This is a genomic window from Geomonas paludis (genome assembly GCF_014193585.1).
GTDB lineage: Bacteria > Desulfobacterota > Desulfuromonadia > Geobacterales > Geobacteraceae > Geomonas > Geomonas paludis.
In genome coordinates this window covers 144,373-162,883 of the sequence record NZ_BLXY01000006.1, presented here as the reverse complement: position 1 = coordinate 162,883, position 18,511 = coordinate 144,373, and the positions used below count along the sequence as shown (strand labels likewise).

General features: G+C 61.8%; 16 protein-coding genes. 13 read left to right on the top strand and 3 right to left on the bottom strand.

All coding sequences use genetic code 11. The annotated features are described in order from the left end of the window. Positions 1-215: 215 nt before the first annotated feature. Positions 216-1,088 (bottom strand): bifunctional 5,10-methylenetetrahydrofolate dehydrogenase/5,10-methenyltetrahydrofolate cyclohydrolase, encoded by an 873-nt coding sequence (locus tag H7687_RS14995; protein ID WP_183348807.1) that lies wholly within the window; start codon positions 1,086-1,088, stop codon positions 216-218. Positions 1,089-1,517: 429 nt separating this feature from the next. Here H7687_RS14995 and H7687_RS14990 point away from each other — a divergent pair, with 429 nt between their 5' ends. The 7 genes from H7687_RS14990 (at position 1,518) to H7687_RS14960 (ending at position 8,319) form a co-directional block, all read left to right on the top strand. Continuing rightward, positions 1,518-2,063, top strand: coding sequence for a helix-turn-helix domain-containing protein (locus tag H7687_RS14990; protein ID WP_183348805.1), 546 nt, complete (start codon positions 1,518-1,520; stop codon positions 2,061-2,063). Positions 2,064-2,081: 18 nt separating this feature from the next. Continuing rightward, a complete protein-coding gene (locus tag H7687_RS14985) occupies positions 2,082-3,278 on the top strand; it encodes a saccharopine dehydrogenase family protein (protein ID WP_183348803.1) in 1,197 nt (398 codons plus the stop codon). Positions 3,279-3,302: 24 nt separating this feature from the next. Then, positions 3,303-4,433 carry a carboxynorspermidine decarboxylase gene (nspC, locus tag H7687_RS14980; protein ID WP_371877579.1) on the top strand — a complete coding sequence of 377 codons (1,131 nt, stop codon included), beginning with the start codon at positions 3,303-3,305 and terminating at the stop codon, positions 4,431-4,433. A 42-nt stretch (positions 4,434-4,475) separates the two neighbouring features. After that, positions 4,476-6,383: a biosynthetic arginine decarboxylase gene (speA, locus tag H7687_RS14975; protein ID WP_183348798.1), complete on the top strand. Its 1,908-nt coding sequence runs from the start codon at positions 4,476-4,478 to the stop codon at positions 6,381-6,383. A 238-nt stretch (positions 6,384-6,621) separates the two neighbouring features. Continuing rightward, positions 6,622-6,816: a GSU3473 family protein gene (locus H7687_RS14970; protein ID WP_183348796.1), complete on the top strand. Its 195-nt coding sequence runs from the start codon at positions 6,622-6,624 to the stop codon at positions 6,814-6,816. A 254-nt stretch (positions 6,817-7,070) separates the two neighbouring features. Continuing rightward, positions 7,071-7,679 (top strand): YceI family protein, encoded by a 609-nt coding sequence (locus H7687_RS14965; protein ID WP_183348794.1) that lies wholly within the window; start codon positions 7,071-7,073, stop codon positions 7,677-7,679. A gap of 412 nt (positions 7,680-8,091) precedes the next feature. Further along, the gene (locus tag H7687_RS14960; RefSeq protein ID WP_183348792.1) at positions 8,092-8,319 is read left to right on the top strand and encodes a hypothetical protein; all 228 of its coding nucleotides are present in this window, start codon (positions 8,092-8,094) and stop codon (positions 8,317-8,319) included. A gap of 80 nt (positions 8,320-8,399) precedes the next feature. Here H7687_RS14960 and ldhH read toward each other — a convergent pair whose 3' ends face one another. Both ldhH and H7687_RS14950 read right to left on the bottom strand, forming a co-directional pair. Continuing rightward, the gene (gene ldhH, locus H7687_RS14955; RefSeq protein ID WP_183348790.1) at positions 8,400-10,535 is read right to left on the bottom strand and encodes an L-lactate dehydrogenase (quinone) large subunit LdhH; all 2,136 of its coding nucleotides are present in this window, start codon (positions 10,533-10,535) and stop codon (positions 8,400-8,402) included. Beyond that, positions 10,532-11,083: a LutC/YkgG family protein gene (locus H7687_RS14950; RefSeq protein WP_183348788.1), complete on the bottom strand. Its 552-nt coding sequence runs from the start codon at positions 11,081-11,083 to the stop codon at positions 10,532-10,534. The genes ldhH and H7687_RS14950 overlap by 4 nt, the downstream gene beginning before the upstream one ends. 439 nt (positions 11,084-11,522) lie before the next feature. Between H7687_RS14950 and H7687_RS14945 the strand changes: the two genes are divergently transcribed. The 6 genes from H7687_RS14945 to H7687_RS14920 all read left to right on the top strand — a co-directional run bounded on the left by H7687_RS14945 (position 11,523) and on the right by H7687_RS14920 (position 18,224). Further along, entirely contained in the window at positions 11,523-13,472 is a 1,950-nt protein-coding gene (locus tag H7687_RS14945) for an L-lactate permease (RefSeq protein WP_183348786.1), read from the top strand. A gap of 149 nt (positions 13,473-13,621) precedes the next feature. Next, positions 13,622-13,987: a CidA/LrgA family protein gene (locus H7687_RS14940; RefSeq protein ID WP_183348784.1), complete on the top strand. Its 366-nt coding sequence runs from the start codon at positions 13,622-13,624 to the stop codon at positions 13,985-13,987. After that, positions 13,984-14,673, top strand: a complete 690-nt coding sequence (locus H7687_RS14935; protein WP_183348782.1) for an LrgB family protein — start codon at positions 13,984-13,986, stop codon at positions 14,671-14,673. The genes H7687_RS14940 and H7687_RS14935 overlap by 4 nt, the downstream gene beginning before the upstream one ends. A gap of 48 nt (positions 14,674-14,721) precedes the next feature. Next, a complete protein-coding gene (locus tag H7687_RS14930; RefSeq protein ID WP_183348780.1) occupies positions 14,722-16,095 on the top strand; it encodes an FAD-binding oxidoreductase in 1,374 nt (457 codons plus the stop codon). A 46-nt stretch (positions 16,096-16,141) separates the two neighbouring features. Then, entirely contained in the window at positions 16,142-17,383 is a 1,242-nt protein-coding gene (locus H7687_RS14925; RefSeq protein ID WP_183348778.1) for a (Fe-S)-binding protein, read from the top strand. A 118-nt stretch (positions 17,384-17,501) separates the two neighbouring features. After that, positions 17,502-18,224, top strand: coding sequence for a FadR/GntR family transcriptional regulator (locus tag H7687_RS14920; protein WP_183348776.1), 723 nt, complete (start codon positions 17,502-17,504; stop codon positions 18,222-18,224). The last annotated feature ends 287 nt before the right edge of the window (positions 18,225-18,511 follow it).

Sequence of the window (18,511 nt, the reverse complement as noted above, 5' to 3'; positions counted from 1 at the left end):
AATGCCGGGACCCTTTTCTTATGTGTACCTTGCTTTAAAACTCCCTCTCCCTCCGGGAGAGGGTTGGGGTGAGGGCAGCGCCACGAAGTGACATTGCAGCAGTTGGCAGTGCCCTCACCCGGCCTTCGGCCACCCTCTCCCAGAGGGCGGACACGGAGTTGAGCGTTGAACGTTGAACGTTGAACGTTGAACGTTGAACGGGTTCTGCTTCTCCGTTAGGCGAGTTCGAAGTTGTTCTGGTAGGCGGCGAGCGTGTTGATCATCAGCGCCGCCACGGTCATGCGGCCGACGCCGCCGGGGACGGGGGTGATCCACTCGCACTTGGGAGCGACGGCATCGAAGGCGACGTCGCCGACGATTTTTCCGTTTTCAAGTCGGTTGATGCCGACGTCGATCAGGGTGACGCCGTCCTTGACCATGTCCGGGGTGACGAAGCCGGGGATGCCGACAGCGACGATGACGATGTCGGCGCGGCGGGTCTCGTCGAGCAGCAGCTCGCGCGGGGTCTCGATGTGGGTGAGGGTGACGGTGGCGTTGCCGATGTCGAAGTCGTTGGAGAGCATGATGGAGATCGGCTTGCCCACGATGTTGGAGCGCCCGATGACCACGCAGTGTTTGCCGGCAACCGGCACCTGGTAGAACTGCAGCAGCTTGCAGATGCCGTAGGCGGTGGCGGGGCGGAAGGCCTTCTGCCCCAGGGCCATGCGACCGAAGTTGGTGGGATGGAAGCCGTCGATGTCCTTGTCCGGAGAGATGGCGTTGATCACCCGCTGTGCGTTGATCTGCTTGGGAAGCGGCAGCTGCACGATGACGCCGTCGGTGGAGTTGTCCTCGTTGATCTCGGCGATGAGCGCGAGGAGCTCCTTCTCGGTTACCGACTCGGCAAGGCGGATCAGGTTGCTGTCGAAGCCCGAGAGCGAGCAGGTGGTGATCTTCGATTTGACGTAGGACTCGCTGGGTGCGTGGTTGCCGACCAGGATCACCGTCATGTGCGGTTTCCTGAGCCCCGCGTCCACGTGGCGCGCGACCTGCTTCGCGATCCCCGCGATCAGGCTGTCAGCGCACTTCTTGCCGTCTAAAAGATTCATGCTGTTTCCTCTGACTGGAGTGTGAAAAGGGACCTGTGATAGGGGGACAGGCACCTGCGGAGCCAGTCCCCTGGTGCGTCGGCACAGGAAAGAGCGTGCCGGTCAACGAGTAGTAGCACAAAAAAAATAACGGCTCAACAGCTAGTTAGCATGGACCGGTATACGTTGAGGCTGCTTCGGCGGCTGGTACTGCTGGCGGTTTTCCGGTTCTATCCCATGTGTGATAGACGCATCCGTATACAATAGATCTCCCCGCTTTATCGTGTAAACCGACGTCGAATCGGGTAGTTGCCGCAAGGATAAAATTAATGAATATTAAATGTTAAACAGGAAGTATACCATTACTAAACTTTTTGTTGACAAAATTCCGGCAACGCAATACATTGCCAAAATACAAAAGGTTTACTGTTACTAAACCGGGGAGGACACTTGAAAATCGGTGAGAGGTTGAAGAGGCTCAGGATGGCCAATTCGCTGACTCAAGAGGAGCTGGCCAGCCGCGCCGATCTGACCAAGGGCTTCATATCGCAGCTGGAGAACGATGCCACGTCGCCGTCGATCGCGACGCTGAAGGACATCGTGGACGTACTCGGCATCAGCATGCAGGAGTTCTTCAGCGAGGAAGTGGACCAGGACATCGTCTTCGGAAAAGACGCCCGGGTGCAGGCGACGGACGATGGCGACAACGTCAAGGTGGAGCTCCTGGTGCCGGGGGCCCAGAACCGCGAGATGGACCCGGTGCTGGTGACGCTCGACCCCGGCGGCGAGATGGACGAACAGCCCATCCACGAGGGCGAGGAGTTCGGCTTCGTCATCTCCGGCAAGGTGCAGTTACGCCTGGACGACAAACTCTATACGGTCGACAAGGGGGAGTGCTTCTACTTCTCCTCGGACCGCAAACATGCTGTGAAAAATGTAGGAAAGAGCGCGGCAAAGCTGCTCTGGGTTGTGACACCCCCAACGTTTTACTATTGAAAGAGGAGAGTAAGTGAAATGAGCAAAGTACTGATTATCGGGGCAGGTGGCGTAGGTGGGGTCGTTACGCACAAGTGCGCCCAGGCAACCGGCGTGATCACCGCCATTACCCTCGCTTCCCGCACCGAATCCAAGTGCCGCGCCATCGCGGAGCAGATAGAGTTCCCGGTCGCCACCGCCCAGGTCGACGCCGACAACGTGCCGGAACTGATCGAGTTGATCAAGCGCGAGCAGCCCAAGCTGGTCATCAACGTGGCGCTGCCCTACCAGGACCTGACCATCATGGACGCCTGCCTGGCGACCGGCGTGGACTACCTGGATACCGCCAATTACGAGCCCCTCGACACCGCAAAATTCGAATACAGCTGGCAGTGGGCCTACCAGGACCGCTTCAAGGAGAAGGGGCTCATGGCCCTGCTGGGCTCCGGATTCGACCCGGGTGTCACCAACGTCTACACCGCACTGGCGGCCAAGAACTACCTGGACGAGGTGCACGAGATCGACATCATCGACGCCAACGCGGGCAACCACGGCCAGCCCTTCGCCACCAACTTCAACCCGGAGATCAACATCCGCGAGGTGACCGCTCCCTGCCGTCACTGGGAGAACGGCGACTGGGTCGAGACCGCGCCGCTGGCCACCAAGCGCGTCTTCGACTTCCCGGACGGCATCGGCCCGATGAACATCTACCGCATGTACCACGAGGAGATGGAGTCGCTGGTTAAGCACATCCCGACCATCAAGAAGGCGCAGTTCTGGATGACCTTCTCCGACAACTACCTGAAGCACCTCGAAGTGCTGCAGAACGTCGGCATGACCCGCATCGACGAGGTCGAATTCAACGGCCAGAAGATCGTGCCGCTGCAGTTTTTGAAAGCGGTGCTTCCGGATCCGGGCAGCCTCGGTCCGCTCACCAAGGGGCGCACCTGCATCGGCGTCATCGCCCGCGGCATCAAGGACGGCAAGCGCAAGCAGGTCTACATCTACAACATCTGCGACCACGAGGCGTGCTACCGCGAAGTGAAGAGCCAGGCCATCAGCTACACCACCGGCGTCCCCGCCGTGGTCGGCGCCGTCATGATGCTGACCGGCAAGTGGCGCGGCGAGGGCGTGTTCAACATGGAGCAGTTCGATCCGGAACCGTTTGTCGAGAAACTGGGCCCGATGGGCCTCCCCACCGTGGTAGTCGACGGTGGCGACTGGGCGGAACTGTAAGTGACCAGACTGCACGTAGAAGAAATGACGCAGCTTGCTCCCGCGCCGGCCTTCGTGGTCGACCTGGGGCGGCTGCGCCATAACCTGGCCATACTCGACGAGGTGCAAAAGCGCAGCGGCGCCAAGATCCTTTTGGCGCTGAAGGCGTTTTCGATGTGGAGCGTCTTCCCGATCATTTCCCAGACGCTGCACGGCATCTGCGCCAGCTCGCCGTGGGAAGCGCGCCTGGGGCGCGAGGAATTCGGCCGCGAGGTGCACAGCTTCTCCGCCGCCTTCAAGGAAAGCGACGTGGCGGAGCTCCTCACCACCTCCAACCACCTGGTATTCAACTCGTTCCACCAGCTGGAGCGCTTCCGCCCCATGTGGGAGCAGTACGCCGGCCGCGTCTCCGTAGGTCTGCGGGTCAACCCCGGGCACTCCGAGGGGCACACCCCGATCTACGACCCGGCGGCCCCCAAGTCGCGCCTGGGCATCCTGCGCTCCGAGTTCGAGGGCAGGTCGCTCGCCGGCGTGGAAGGGCTGCATTTCCACACCCTGTGCGAGCAGCTCTTCGATCCCCTGGAGCGGACCTCCAAGGTTTTCGAGGAGAACTTCGGTGAGTTCCTGCCGCAGATGAAGTGGCTGAACCTGGGGGGCGGGCACCACATCACCCGCGAGGGGTACGACATCGACGCCCTGGTGGAGCTGGTGCGCTACTACCGCGAGAAGTACGACCTCGAGGTCTACCTGGAGCCGGGCGAGGCCATCGCCATCGGCACCGGCATCCTGGTCTCCGAGGTGCTCGACGTGGTGCACAACGAGGCGGACATCGCCATCCTGGACGTCTCGGCCACCTGCCACATGCCCGACATCCTGGAGATGCCCTACCGTCCCGAGATCCAGAACGGGTACCTGCCGGGGGAGAAGGCGCACGACTACCGCCTGGGCGGCCCGTCGTGCCTTGCCGGCGACGTCATCGGCGACTGGTCCTTCGACCACGAGCTGGTGCCGGGCGAGAAGCTCGCTTTCCTGGACATGTCGCACTACACCATGGTCAAAACGACCACGTTCAACGGCATCCAACTGCCGCACATCTGTACCTACGAGCCGCAGACCGGGGAATTGCGCGTGGTGCGCAGCTTCGGCTATGAAGATTTCAAGAACCGTCTGTCGTGATGACTGTCAACATCCCACTTTGCTGAACATGGTGAACTGAACATGGCTAAATGGACCATCAACGATTCCTCGAAGATCTACAACATCGATAACTGGGGCGCCGAACTCTTCTCGGTCAACAAGAAGGGCAACGTCTGCGTGCATCCGACCCCCAATTCTAAATATTCCATCGATCTCAAGGTGCTGGTCGACGACCTGATCAAGAGGAAGATCAAGCCGCCGATCCTCCTGCGCTTCATGAACATCCTGGAGGGGCGTATCGCCTCGATCAGCCGCGTGTTCAAGAACGCCATTCACGACAACAACTACCCGGCCAAGTACCAGACCTTCTACCCGATCAAGGTGAACCAGCAGCGCCAGGTGGTCGAGGCGATCGCCAACTTCGGCAAGAAGTACAACATCGGTCTCGAGGTCGGCTCCAAGCCGGAACTGGTGGCGGCCATCTCCATGGTGACCGGGAGCAACCTCCCCATCATCTGCAACGGCTACAAGGACACCGAGTTCATCGAGACCGTGCTCTTCGCCACCCGCGTCGGCTACGACATCACCATCGTGGTGGAGAAGCTGTTCGAACTGGAGAAGATCGTCGAGGTGGCCAAGCGCACCGGCATCACGCCCAAGCTTGGCATCCGCGTCAAGCTCTCCTCCAAGGGGATCGGCAAGTGGTCCACCTCCGGCGGCGAGGACGCCAAGTTCGGCCTGCGCATCTCCGAGATCATCGCAGCCATCGACATGCTGCGTCAAAACGACATGCTGAACACGGTGAAGCTGCTGCACTTCCACGTCGGCAGCCAGATCACCAAGATCGACAAGATCAAGAACGCCCTGATCGAGGGGACCAGGATCTACGCCGAGATGCGCAAACTCGGCGTCGACCTCGAGTTCCTGGACATCGGCGGCGGCCTCGGCGTCGACTACGACGGCTCCAAGTCGAGCTACTTCTCCAGCGTCAACTACTCGCTCGAAGAGTACGCCAATGACGTCATCTACCAGGTGAAGAACATCTGTGACGACGCCGGCGTGCCGTGCCCGAACATCATCTCCGAGTCCGGCCGCGCCACCGTCGCGCACTACTCGGTGCTGATCACCGACGTGCTGAACAACAACACCCAGACGCTCATGCCGGACTTCGAGTTCATCCTGACCGAGACCGAGAAGCTTTCGCCGACGGTCAAGAAGCTGGTCGACATCTACAAGAGCATCGACAAGCACTCCCTGCGCGAGGACTACCACGACACCATCCAGCTGATCCAGGAGTCGGTGAGCCTCTTCAACCTGGGCTACCTGAACATGGCCGAGCGCGCCAACGCGGAGTGGATCTACTCGAAGATCATCAGGAAGATCAACTCCATCGTGGAGAAGATGAAGCCGATCCCGGACGAGCTGCAGAACTTCCAGCTGAGCCTGAGGCAGACCTACTTCGCCAACTTCTCGCTGTTCCAGTCCATCCCGGACTCCTGGGCCATCGACCAGCTCTTCCCGATCGTGCCGATCCAGCGCCTGGACGAGAAGCCGGACGTGCTGGCCTCGATCGCCGACATCACCTGCGACTCCGACGGCGAGATCACCAGCTTCGTGGGCGAGAACGGCAGGACCAAGGCGCTGCCGCTGCACAAGATCAAGGGGGACGAGCAGTACTACATCGGCTTCTTCCTGATCGGCGCGTACCAGGAGATCCTGGGCGACATGCACAACCTGTTTGGTGACACCAACGCGGTGCACATCACCTTCAACAAGAAGACCAACTACAAGATCGACACGGTCATCACCGGCGACGCCACCTGGGAAAGCCTGAAGTACGTGCAGTACGATGCCCAGGAGATACTGAAGCGGGTTAGGAACAACCTGGAGAAGGACGTCTCGCTGCAGAAGGTATCCATCGAGGAGAGCAGCCACTTCCTGGAACTGCTGGACAAGACGCTGCAGTCCTACACCTACCTTGGTGAATAGTTTCAACTTTTTTTAAAGTTCCATTTTTTGCTGTCGATACTGTACAGGGGAAAGCCATTTGGTTTTCCCCTGTTACTGTTTCAGGGGAGGCCCGCCTGTCTCGCACGGGCCGGGAATTCTCATAGTTGAAGTTTAGACTTTTTTACTAACTTGTGCTAAAGTTTGTGTCCGGCAGCAACAGGTAGGGGCATCGTTTCGATAGAGATTGCCGGGCGCATCTCTAGCCATGGAGGGCGTAATGCTGATTCAGGTGAGCTACGACGACAACAAGTACGACTACGTCAAAGACTTTATGCTGGAGCAACTGATCCAGTCCGGCGCCATCGCCAGCTTCAGGCGCAGGTCGGGGTGGGTCCGCATCGGGGTCGACCCGGTACGCACGCCGTGTCGCGAGCCATATTTCGGCGTTGAGCGCAGGGGCGCCACCGCCTGATCCGGGTTTACCATCGGGGGCAGCTGCCCTTGCGTGCACTGGCTCGATTCCGCCTGACCACAGGGCTGCATCACACTTTCCTACACGTCTTTCCTACCTTCTCCATCCGTTGAAGCCCGGTGGCTGCACCGCGCTCCCCCCTGCCAAGCGTTATTCTAATTGTCGACAAACAGGACCTTAATGGTATTATTAGGGTGTTGCACGACACTCATATCGTCGTTTGGTTCGGCCAAGTGACACAGAGGAGGATAACCATGATCAGATTGACAGCGGCCCGGGTTGCCGGTTTGGTAACGGCAGCATTTCTTTTTGCAGCACCTGTGCTTGCTTCTGCTGCCACCTGGAACATAGACTCCGACCACAGCAGCATAGGATTCAAGGTGCGCCACTTGATGGTCTCCAACGTCAAGGGGGTGTTCGGCAAGGTCTCCGGCGTGGTCAACATCGATGACAGCGACCTCAGCAGGTCTTCGGTCACCGCGACCATCGATACCACCTCGATCGATACCGGAGTCGCCAAGCGCGACGCTCACCTGAAAAGTCCCGACTTCCTGGATGTCGCCAAGTACCCCACCATGACCTTCGTGTCCACCGGGGTAACCAAGGGGAGCGGCGGGAACTTCAAGCTGATGGGCAATCTCACCCTGCACGGTGTGACCAGGCCGGTGGTACTCGACGTGGAAGGCCTTTCGCCCGAGATCAAGGACCCGATGGGCACCCTGCGGCGCGGCGCGTCGGCCAGCACCACCATCAACAGGAAGGACTACGGGCTGATCTGGAACAAGATGATGGAAGCAGGAGGAGTAGCGGTCGGCGACGAGGTGAAGATCAACATCGAGGTGGAGATGACCAAGGCCAAGTAGACCGCGTCAGAAGGGACAGGCTCCGTCAGGTGCCTGTCCCTCTAGCGGAACGCTCCTTTCTGCTTCAGCCGTCTTCCATAAGCACCAAGGGGACAGGCACCTGGCGGAGCCAGTCCCCATTTGAACAGTGGCCGCATGTGGCGGTTATACACCTCTGCGATGGGAGATAACCCTTGTCTTTTCAGTGGGTTGCCTGAGAGGGCAGGGGGCTGGGCAGGAAGTGCGGCGCTCAGGTGTATGAAAAAAACATACTATCGGCGCCGTCCCTTGATTGCGCCATAGCTGCAGCGATTCTGTAAAATGTTGTGATTTCAGCGGCTTGGATCGTGGTGGGCGCCGGCTCCGCGTCTGGCACGGATGATGCTCTTCATGAAACCAGCAGGCTAACAACCGATCCTAAAAGGAGGATGTCATGAGAGCGAAAGCACCTATCACCTCGATCATCGCAACAGTCGCATCGGCAACGTCGGCTTTTGCCGCTAACGGTGCGCAGGCGGATGAGCCTGGCATCCTTGTCTGGGCTTTCATGGGCTTTGCCGCTGTCATCGTCGCGGGCCAGATGGTTCCTGCAGCCATGCTCGTCATCGGCGCGGTGAAGGCGCTGTTCGCCAAGCCGGAGGCTGCCAAACTGAAGGCGTAACAAGGATGTGGTAGTAGTCCGCTGCAAAGAGAAAAGCCGCTCTTCCGAGCGGCTTTTCCTTTTCCTGCTGTGCCCTTACCTCAATCTTTCAGCCGTTCCGCCAAAAGTTCCGCCGTGTGCTTCACCCGCACCGGCGCCCCGTCCTGATCGAAGCCCCCGCTGATCTGCAGCACGCATCCCGGGCAGTCCATCGCCACCAGCGGCGCCCCCGTATCCTTGATGTTCTTCAGCTTCCTCTTCAGGATGGGCGCCGAGATCTCCGGCAGCTTCATCGAGTAGGAGCCGCCCATGCCGCAGCACATGTCGCATTCGAACATCTCTTCGACCTGGTAGCCCGCCTGCTGGAGCAGTTCGCGCGGCTGTTCCGACACCTTCAGCGTCCGCTTCAGGTGACAGGAGTCATGGTAGGTAATCTTGCCGAGGTCGGCGCCTTCCTGGAAGCTCAGGCGTCCCTGGTCCACCAGCCGCTTGACCAGCGTGGCGAGATCGACGGTCTTCTCGGCGAGCTGGCGCGCCTTGTCCAGCCACTCGGTCCGCCCGACCGCCTCGAGCGTCTTGGCGAAGTCGTGGGCGAGCGCGACGGTACAGGTGGGGCAGGCGGAAACGACGTACTGGGCATCCTGCTCGAGGAGTGCCGTGATGTTGTCTGCGGCGTTTTGTGCCGCTACCTCGTAGGCGCCGCTGTAGAGTGCGGGTGCGCCGCAGCAGGTCTGCTCCTCGGGGAAGATCACCTCGATCCCGGCCTTGTTGAGCAGTTTCACCAGCGCCACGCCCGTTTCCGGGTAGGCGAAGTCGATCAGGCAGCCGGCGTAGAAGACCGCCTTCTCCTTCCCCTTGGGCTGCTCGATCCCGGCGTAGAGGTCGCGGAAGGGTTTTTCGGCGATGGCCGGGAGGCTGCGCCCGTCGGTCAGCTCGGAAAGGAACAGCGGCAGGTGGCGGATGAACTTTCCGGAGGTGAAAGGTTTCCCTGCGACCGAGGCGGCCCGCAGCATGCCGTGGAAGAGTTTCCTGTTGTTGACCACGCTGAAGATCGCCTTCTGCACCAGGGGCTGCCCCTTTTCCAGCACCAGCCTGCGCCGGATCTCCATGATCATCTCGGGGATGTCCAGCTTGCCCGGGCAGACCTGGGTGCAGTTGCCGCACTGGATGCACAGCCCCTGGATCTCCTCGGATTTTTTCAGTTCGTCGAACCAGGCGGTGAGGATGGTGCCGATGCCGCCGGTGTAGACCTTGCCGAAGACGTGTCCCCCCACCAGCCGAAAGATGGGACAGACGTTCAGGCAGGAGCCGCAGCGGATGCACTGCAGGGCCTGCTTGAACTTGGGATCCTTGGCCATCTCGGTGCGCTGGTTGTCCATCAGGATGATGTGCAACTCCTTCTCCGAGCCGTCGTCGTTTCGGGTAGGGCCCGTGATGATGGAGACGTAGCTGGTGAGAAGCTGCGCCGTGGCGCTCCTGGGAAGCGCGTCGAGGATGGGCACCACCGTCTCGAACTTCTCGACCAGTTTCTCGACGCCGATCAGCGCCACGTGGATGCGGGGCAGGGTGGTCACAAGGCGCGCGTTCCCCTCGTTGGTCACCAGTACAATGGAGCCGGTCTCGGCGACGGCGATATTGCCGCCGGAGATGCCCATGTCGGCTTCCAGGAACTTCGGGCGCAGCTCGTTTCTGGCCACCTTGACCAGGCGCGGGATGTCGGTGTCCAGCCGCTCGTTCACTTCCTTGCTGAAGATGTCGGCGACCTCTTCCTTGGTCATGTGGATGGCGGGCATCACCATGTGGGACGGGGTCTGGCCGGCGAGCTGGATGATCCATTCCCCGAGATCGGTCTCCGCCACCGAGATCCCGTCCTGCAGCAGCGCCTGGTTAAGGTGAATCTCCTCGGTGGCCATGGACTTCGACTTGACCACGTTCTTGACGCCGTTTTCGCGCGCCACCTTGAGGATGTACTGTTTCACCTCTTCAGGGTCGCGGGTGCGGAACACCTTGGCGCCCAGTGCCTCGGCGTTCTTCCGGAAGGTCTCCGCCACCTCGTCCAGGTGACAGGCCGCCGCCGACTTGGCCTCCGCGATACGGCCGCGCAGTTCCTCGAAATCGATCCCCTCGTACGCCTTGGTGCGGTTCACCTTGTAGGCTTCGGAAAACTTGCCCAACGCGCCGGTGAGGTTGGCGTCGTTCAAAGCCCGGTTGATGCTTGCCTTGAATTCCTGTTTCATCTCTGCTCCCCTCCCAACTCGTCGACAAACAATATGATGAGCCGCTCCGGCCCGTGGACGCCGATGGTCAGGACCCGCTCGATGTCGGCGGTACGGCTGGGGCCGGTGATGAAGGCTATGTAGCGGCTGCTTTTGGGATTGATGCGGGTGAAGAGGGCAGTCTTGTCGGCGACGATGTTGCCCGATGGCACCAGCGCGATGTGGATGCCGGTCAGCGCTGACGCCAGGCGCTGGTCCGGCGCCGCCTGGTCCTGCACCAGGGAACCGGTATCGGCGACCGCGAAGGACATGTCGCTGATACCCACCTTGGCCTGTGCCGCGCGCTCCCTGGTCACCTCGAAGCCCAGCCCCGGAACCCCGGCCAGCGCTCCCCGGTCTACCGCCTCCAGGAACGAACCCTTGGCCCAGACCGCGTAGCTCCCCGGAGTTTCGGCAATCCCCTCCTGTTTTAAAAATGAGAGGATGAATTCGACCGCGTCACTGCAGGTGCCGACCCGGTGCACTTCCGCCCCGACCCCGACTGCCCTGGCCTTAAATTGCTCGTACATAGCTGTTCTTCCTCCATCGCTTTTGGCATCACCCGCGTCAATCGCCGCCGCCTCATGAGAGCCACTGGTTTGATCAGGGTAAAGCTGTTTTAAATCACTTGGAACCTGTTCGGTTTTTCTGTCATACGTTCGTTCGGCGAAACGGGCTCCAGGTATATGATAAAAAAGATATTACCATATGGCCAAAATATCCTAGTCCAAAAAACCGCATGAGTAAAGCTATTTATATAGCGTATGCAAAATAACTTGACAGTGTTCTGAAAAGGTGGTTAATTGGCCTTACCAAAATGTATAACTTGGTTTGATTGCCCTGTTCTCCGCATATCAGGCAGTGGGCGTCAGCTAGCAGGGGCCGTTGCCAACGTATTCGATTTTCGATTGAGATAGCCATCTTATTGCCGCCCATACCAGCATCACGAACCAAAGGAGAACAACAGTCATGCCATGGATTCAGAGCTACACCCCCGTTGCGGGAAGCCTCGCGATGTCCGCGCTGGTTGCCGCCATCCCCCTCGTCGTCATCTTCGTCTGTCTGGCCGTCTTCAAGATGAAGGCCCACAAGGCCGGCCCGCTGGCGGTCGCCTCCGCCATCGCCATCGCCATCTTCGTATGGCAGATGCCGGCGAAACTTGCCGGACTCGCCACCCTGCACGGCGCCGCCTTCGGTCTCTTCCCCGTCTTCTATATCGTGGTGACCACCATCCTCCTCTACAACATCACGGTCAAGGGGGGGCAGTTCGAGGTCATCCGCGCCTCGTTGGCGGGTCTCACGGGTGACCGCCGTCTGCAGGCCCTGCTGATCGCCTTCTGTTTCGGCGCCTTCATCGAAGGGGCCGCCGGCTTCGGCACCCCGGTCGCCATCGCCGGCGCCACGCTGGTCGGCCTGGGCTTCCGCCCCTTCTACGCGGCGGGCGTCTGTCTCATTGCCAACACCGCTCCGGTCGCCTTCGGCGCCATCGGCATCCCGGTCGTCGCACTGGCTGGCGTCATGGGGTACGACGATGCCGGGCTCATGAAGCTCTCCACCATGGTCGGGCGCCAGCTCCCCTTCATCTCCGTCTTCATCCCGTTCTACGTCATCATGATCATGGCGGGGTGGAAGAAGACCATCGAGGTGCTGCCTGCCATCATCGTCTGCGGCGTCACCTTCGCCGTGGCCCAGTGGGGCACCGCGAGCTACCTCGGTCCCTACCTCCCCGACGTCACCGCTTCCCTTCTGACCCTGGCCGCCCTGGTCATCCTGCTCAAGTTCTGGCAGCCCCCCACCGTCTGGACCTTCGACCACGAGCCCGAGTTCAGCGGCAAGGAGAGCCATGACTACACCGGCGCCGAGATGTTCCGCGCCTGGGCTCCCTACCTGGTCCTCACCATCATGGTGCTGATCTGGGGCATCCCTTCCGTCAAGACCTACCTGGATAAGAGCAAGGTGGTGATTCCTATCGCCGGTCTGGACAACGCCATCGTAAAGAAGGTGTCCAAGCCGGAGGACGGCATCAAGAAGGTCGCGGCGGTGAAAGCCGAAGCTGCCAAGCAGGCGGCGCTCCTCGCCCCGGCTGACCCCAAGCAGGCAGCCCTGGCCGCCGGCCTGACCGAACTGCAGGCGCTCGAAGACAAGGTGCTGGCAGTCGAGCAGAGTCTTCCCGTCGGCAAGGCGGTGGTCACCGCCGAGCGGCTGGCCGCGTACGACGCGGTCGACAAGAAGCAGAAGGACCTGCAGAAGATCCAGAAGGAACTGGTCGAGGCCAAGACCGTGGACAAGGCGCAGTTCAAGGCGCTGGACAAGGCCGTCACCGACCAGCTTCCGGCCAAGGTTGCCGCCAAGTTCACCTTCAACTTCATGTCGGCAGCAGGCACCGCAATCCTGATCGCGGCCATCATCTCGGCTCTCATCTGCGGCGTCGGCGTCGGCTCCTTCTTCCAGGTGCTGGGCAAGACCCTGTACGACATGCGCTGGCCCGCAGTCACCGTCGCCTCCGTAGTCGGCCTTGCCTTCGTCATGAACGCCTCGGGCATGACCACCAGCATGGGCATCTCCTTCACCAAGGCGGGCGCCATGTTCCCGTTCCTCTCGCCGTTCCTGGGCATGCTGGGCGTGTTCCTGACCGGTTCCGACACCTCCAGTAACGTCCTCTTCGGCGGCCTGCAGAAGGTGACCGCCGAGCAGCTGGGCATGAACCCGCTCCTGACCGGCGCCGCCAACACCAGCGGCGGCGTCATGGGCAAGATGATCTCCCCGCAGTCCATCGCCGTCGCCTGCGCCGCCACCGGCCTGGTGGGCGAGGAGGGGAACCTGTTCCGCTTCACCCTGAAGCACGCCCTGTTCCTTACCACCGTCATGGGCGTCATCGTAGCGCTGCAGGCCTATGTCTTCCCCTGGATGATCCCCTGATAGACGGCAGCATTCCCCGGGAGGCAGCACCTCCCGGGGGATCTCCTGCCGCCCTGCGGCGGCGGGAACCCCACGGTCCTTACCCGCGTCCCCCCACTTCGATTCCTGCAGCGAAACGGACCGCCTGAAAAGTGCGAAGGGCCCACAGCATGGCGACAAACCTCATCAAGATTATCTGGCAGACCGTACTCCTTTGGCTGGTGTTCCGCCTGGGGGTGTTCGTGGTCGGCGCCCTGCATCTCTCCCTCCCCGGCAACGTGGCCGGGATGCTGCTCATGTTCGCCCTGCTGGCGAGCGGTCTGGTGAAGCCTGCCTGCATCGAGGCTGCCAGCGGGTTCCTCCTGAAGCACTTTGCCTTTTTCTTCATCCCGATTTCGGTCGGCCTCATGTCGTTCGGCTCCCTGATGCGGCAAAGCGGTCTGGCGCTGCTGGCCATCCTGCTGCTGAGTGCCCTCGCCGGCGCGGCCGTGACGGGGGTGTCGGTGCAGCTGCTGCAGCGCAGGAGGGAGCGGTGAGCCAGGTACTATTCATCGTTTTCGTGCTGCTCACCCTGGGGGCCTACCTGGCCACCCGCTGGCTCTTTCTCACCTACCGGAGCCCGCTTTTGAACCCGGTCTTCCTGAGCACGGTGGCCCTCATCGCCCTGCTGCAGGCGACCGGACTCACGCTGGAGGATTACCGACCCGCGAAGGACTTCATGACCTTTCTGCTCGGGCCGGCTACGGTGGCGCTGGCGCTGCCGCTCTATCACAACCGTCAGGTGCTCACGCGACATGCGCTCCCGGTCCTCTCCGGCGTCGTCGCCGGTTCCCTGACCACCATGGCCGCGGCGCTCGTGGTCGGCCGGGTGCTGCAACTGGACCGCGGCGTGCTCCTCTCGTTGGGGCCCAAATCGGTAACCGTGCCCATCGCAGTCGAAATCTCCCGGCTGAACGGGGGAGAGGCGAGCCTCACCGCCGCCTTCGTGGTCGCCACCGGGATGATCGGCTCCATCGCCGGGCCCGCGCTGCTTACCCTGTGCCGGGTGCAGAGCCCGGTCGCCCGCGGGCTGGCCCTGGGGACCGTGTCGCACGGGCAGGGGACCGCGGTGGCCCTGCTGGAGAGCGAGACCGCTGGGGCGATGGGTGGGGTGGCCATGGCCATCGCCGCCGTCTTCACCGCACTGGTAGCACCGTACTATCTGCCCCTGTTCCTGCAGTAGCGGCACGGGGTCACGGACAATCACTTTGCCAAGAAAGGAATCATCGTCATGGAAACGAGTTTCATAAAAGCGCTCTCGGAGATAGTGGGGGAGCAACATACCCTTTCCGACCCTGAATCACTTGCCTGCTACGGCTACGACTCGACTCCCGAACTGCAAAGCCGGCCGGGAGCCGTGGTTCTTCCCGGCACCTCCGAGGAGATCTCTAAGGTGCTGGCGCTGTGCAACGGGGCCGGCGTGCGCGTCACCCCGCGCGGCTCGGGGACCAACCTCTCCGGCGGCTCCATCTCCTTCGATGCCGGCGTGGTGCTGCAGACCAGCAGGATGAACCGGATCGTCGAAATCGACGAGGAGAACCTGACCGCGACGGTCGAGACCGGCGTCATCACCTCGACCCTGCATCGCGAGGTGGAGTCCAAGGGGCTCTTCTATCCTCCCGATCCCGGCAGCATGAACATCTCCACCATGGGGGGGAACGTGGCGGAGAACTCCGGCGGCCTGCGGGGGCTCAAGTACGGCGTCACCGACGACTACGTCATGGGATTGAAGACGATCCTTGCCGATGGCGAGGTGCTCAAGACCGGCGGCAAGGTGGTCAAGGACGTGGCGGGATACAACCTGAACCAGCTCCTGGTTTCCTCGGAAGGGACCCTCGGCATTTTCTCGGAGGTCACCGTCAAGTTGATCCCGAAGCCGCAGGCGAAGAAGACCATGCTGGTGCACTTCCCGCAGCTCGAGCAGGCGGCGCTCACCGTGTCGCACATCATCGCCGCGCGTATCATCCCGGCGACCCTGGAGTTTTTGGACCGCACCACCATCAAGTGCGTCGAGGACTACGCCCACGTGGGGCTGCCGCTGGACGTGGATGCCGTGCTCCTCATCGAGGTGGACGGGCATCCCGCCCAGGTCGAGGAGGACGCAGCCGGCATCCGTGCCATCTGCGAGCGGCACCACTGCTCCTTCTTCCAGACCGCAGCCGGTCCCGAGGAGGCGCTCAAGCTCGCCACCGCCCGCCGCGTGGCGCTCTCCGCCCTGGCCCGGGTGCGCCCCACCACCATCCTCGAGGACGCCACCGTGCCGAGAAGCTGCATCGCGCCCATGGTGAAGCTGATCCAGGACACGGCCAAGAAGTACGACCTGTTGATAGGGACCTTCGGTCACGCCGGGGACGGCAACCTGCACCCCACCTGTCTCACCGACGAGCGTAACCCCGACGAGATCAGGAGGGCGCACCAGGCCTTCGGCGAGATATTCGAGGCGACCATCGCCATGGGGGGGACCATCACCGGCGAGCACGGGGTCGGCGTTGCCAAGAAGAAGTACCTCCCCAAGCTGGTGGGTGAGTCGGGCCTGCGCGTCATGCGCGGCATCAAGGGCGCCTTCGATCCCAGGGGCACCCTCAACCCGGGGAAAATCTTCTAGTCTGACGTCAGACCAGTCAGACCAGTCAGAGAACAAAGAGGCCATCATGGATTACGTCAAGCTGATCAACTGCATGCGTTGCGGCATGTGCCTGCCGCACTGCCCGACCTACAAGGAAACTTTCCTGGAAACCGCCTCGCCGCGTGGCCGCGTGGCGCTGGTGCGCAAGTTCCAGGAGGGGGAGCTGGTGGAGAGCGAGAAGTTCCTGGAATACGTCTCCCTCTGCCTTGATTGCCAGGCCTGCGCCTCGGCCTGCCCCTGCGGCGTCAACGCGGGGGAACTGGTGGCCGAGTTCCGCTGCGAGAGAAAGCAGGAGCAGGGGCTCTCCACCATGGAGGACCTGATCCTGAGAAAGCTGGTGCCTCATCCGGACCGGCTGGAGGCGGCCACGGCGCCGCTGAGGCTCTACCAGCGCACCGGCCTCCAGAAAGTGGTGCGCTCGCTGGGGCTACTGAAGGTGTTCCCGGCGGCTTTGGGGAGGATGGAGGGGCTGCTGCCCAAGCTTCCCGAGGCACCGCTGCGCCAGACCATCAGCGAGGTGACCCCCGCGGTCGGCGAGCAGAAGGGGACGGTCGGCTTCTTCCTGGGGTGCGTCATGAGCCTCATCTTCAGCGAGGCGAGCCTCGCCACCGTCGAGCTCCTCTCCGCCCTGGGCTACAAGGTGGTCACCCCCAAGGACCAGAAGTGCTGCGGCGCCCCCAACATGCTCGGACACGACATCGAGGGGCTCCAGGATGCGGCGCGCTTCAACACCGACCTGTTCCAGTCGCACGAGCTCGACTTCGTGGTCACCGACTGCGGCGGCTGCGGCGCCGAACTGAAGAAGTACGGCCATCACCTGGACGGCGAAGCCGCCGCCACCGCCTTCAGCACAAAGGTGCGCGACATCTCCGAGATCCTGGCCACCGAGGCTGGGGCGCTGAAGGAAAAGCTCAAGCCCCTGCCGCTCAAGGTGACCTACCACGACCCGTGCCACATCGCCCACTGCCAGGGCATCCGCAGCCAGCCCCGCGCCCTGATCAACCTGATCCCCGGGATCGACTTCCGCGAGCTCCCCGAGGCGGACGCCTGCTGCGGCTCGGCCGGCACCTACAACATCGAGAAGCCGGAGATGTCGGACCGGGTGCTCTCGCGCAAGGTGCAGAACGTCCAGAAGACCGGCGCCGACTACCTGGTCACCAGCAACCCCGGCTGTCTGTTGCAGCTGAAAAAGGCCCTCTCCGAGGCCAACCCGCCGGTCAAGGTGATCCATCTGACCGAGCTGTTGCAGATGAGCCTCAATGCCTGAACGGGAGCGGTGCGGCAGGCCGAAAAAGTGTTTACGTGTGCGTCAAATTGACGCGGTCGGCGCGGCCAGACCCTAAAAATTTGTTGCCTTAGCCACTCTAATGTAGTATCGGTGCCTCATGAAATTTACGCCGATTAAACCGAAAAAGGTATCGACGCAGATCGCGGAACAGATCCGCAGCTCGATTTTGGCGGGTGAATTCAACCCCGGCGAAAAGCTTCCCCCCGAGCGCGAACTGGCCGAGCTGTTCGGCGTTTCCCGTCCCTCGGTGCGCGAAGCGCTCAACATCCTCACCTCGTCGGGGCTGGTCGAGACGTACCAGGGGGGAGGGACGCTGGTACGCTCCCTGGTCGAGAACTCGGCCGCTATGCCGCTTACCGAACTGATCCGCATCGACGGCGACCGCGCCCTCGACGTGATCGAGGTGCGCAAGGGGATGGAGTCGTGGACCGCGTGGTACGCGGCGACCCGCGCGCTCCCCGAGGACATTCGGCGTATCGAGGCCGTCATCGAGGGGATGCGGAAGAACCTCGAGGATCTCAAGCACTCCGAGGACTTCGACGCCCACTTCCACATGCTGGTGGCGCGCGCCACCCACAATGTGGTCTGGTCGCACATGATGCAGAGCATCTTCGAGGCGATGCAGGAGTTCCAGCGCGACGTCTGGCGCGCCGTCTACCTGACCGAAGAGGACCAGCGGCTGTTGTTCAGTCACCATCTGAAGGTCTACGAGATGATCCGCGACCGCAACCCCGACGGCGCCCGCGACGCCATGTTGGAACACCTGGACTTCGCTCAGAAGCGCTGTTCCGCCTACGTCTCCATGCGCGGATCCGAATAAGTACCCCAAGCAAGGGAGCCCAAGGCCCGGTAGAGCACTCTGCCGGGCCTTTTTTGCCTCCGCTGTTTCCAACTCTCCCCCTCCCTTGACGGGCCTGCGCGCCGAAGCGCTGCGTCCCGCGAAGGCGGGAGGGGGCAGGGGGGTGGGTGACGTTGGCCATGACCGCAGATGTGGCACCTACCCCCACCCTAACCCCCTCCCGCGAGGGGAGGGGGGCTTTGGGGCCAATGCAACATCTGGGTCGGACAACGCTGGCGTGGGGGTGCTTTTTGGTTGAAGCAAAATTT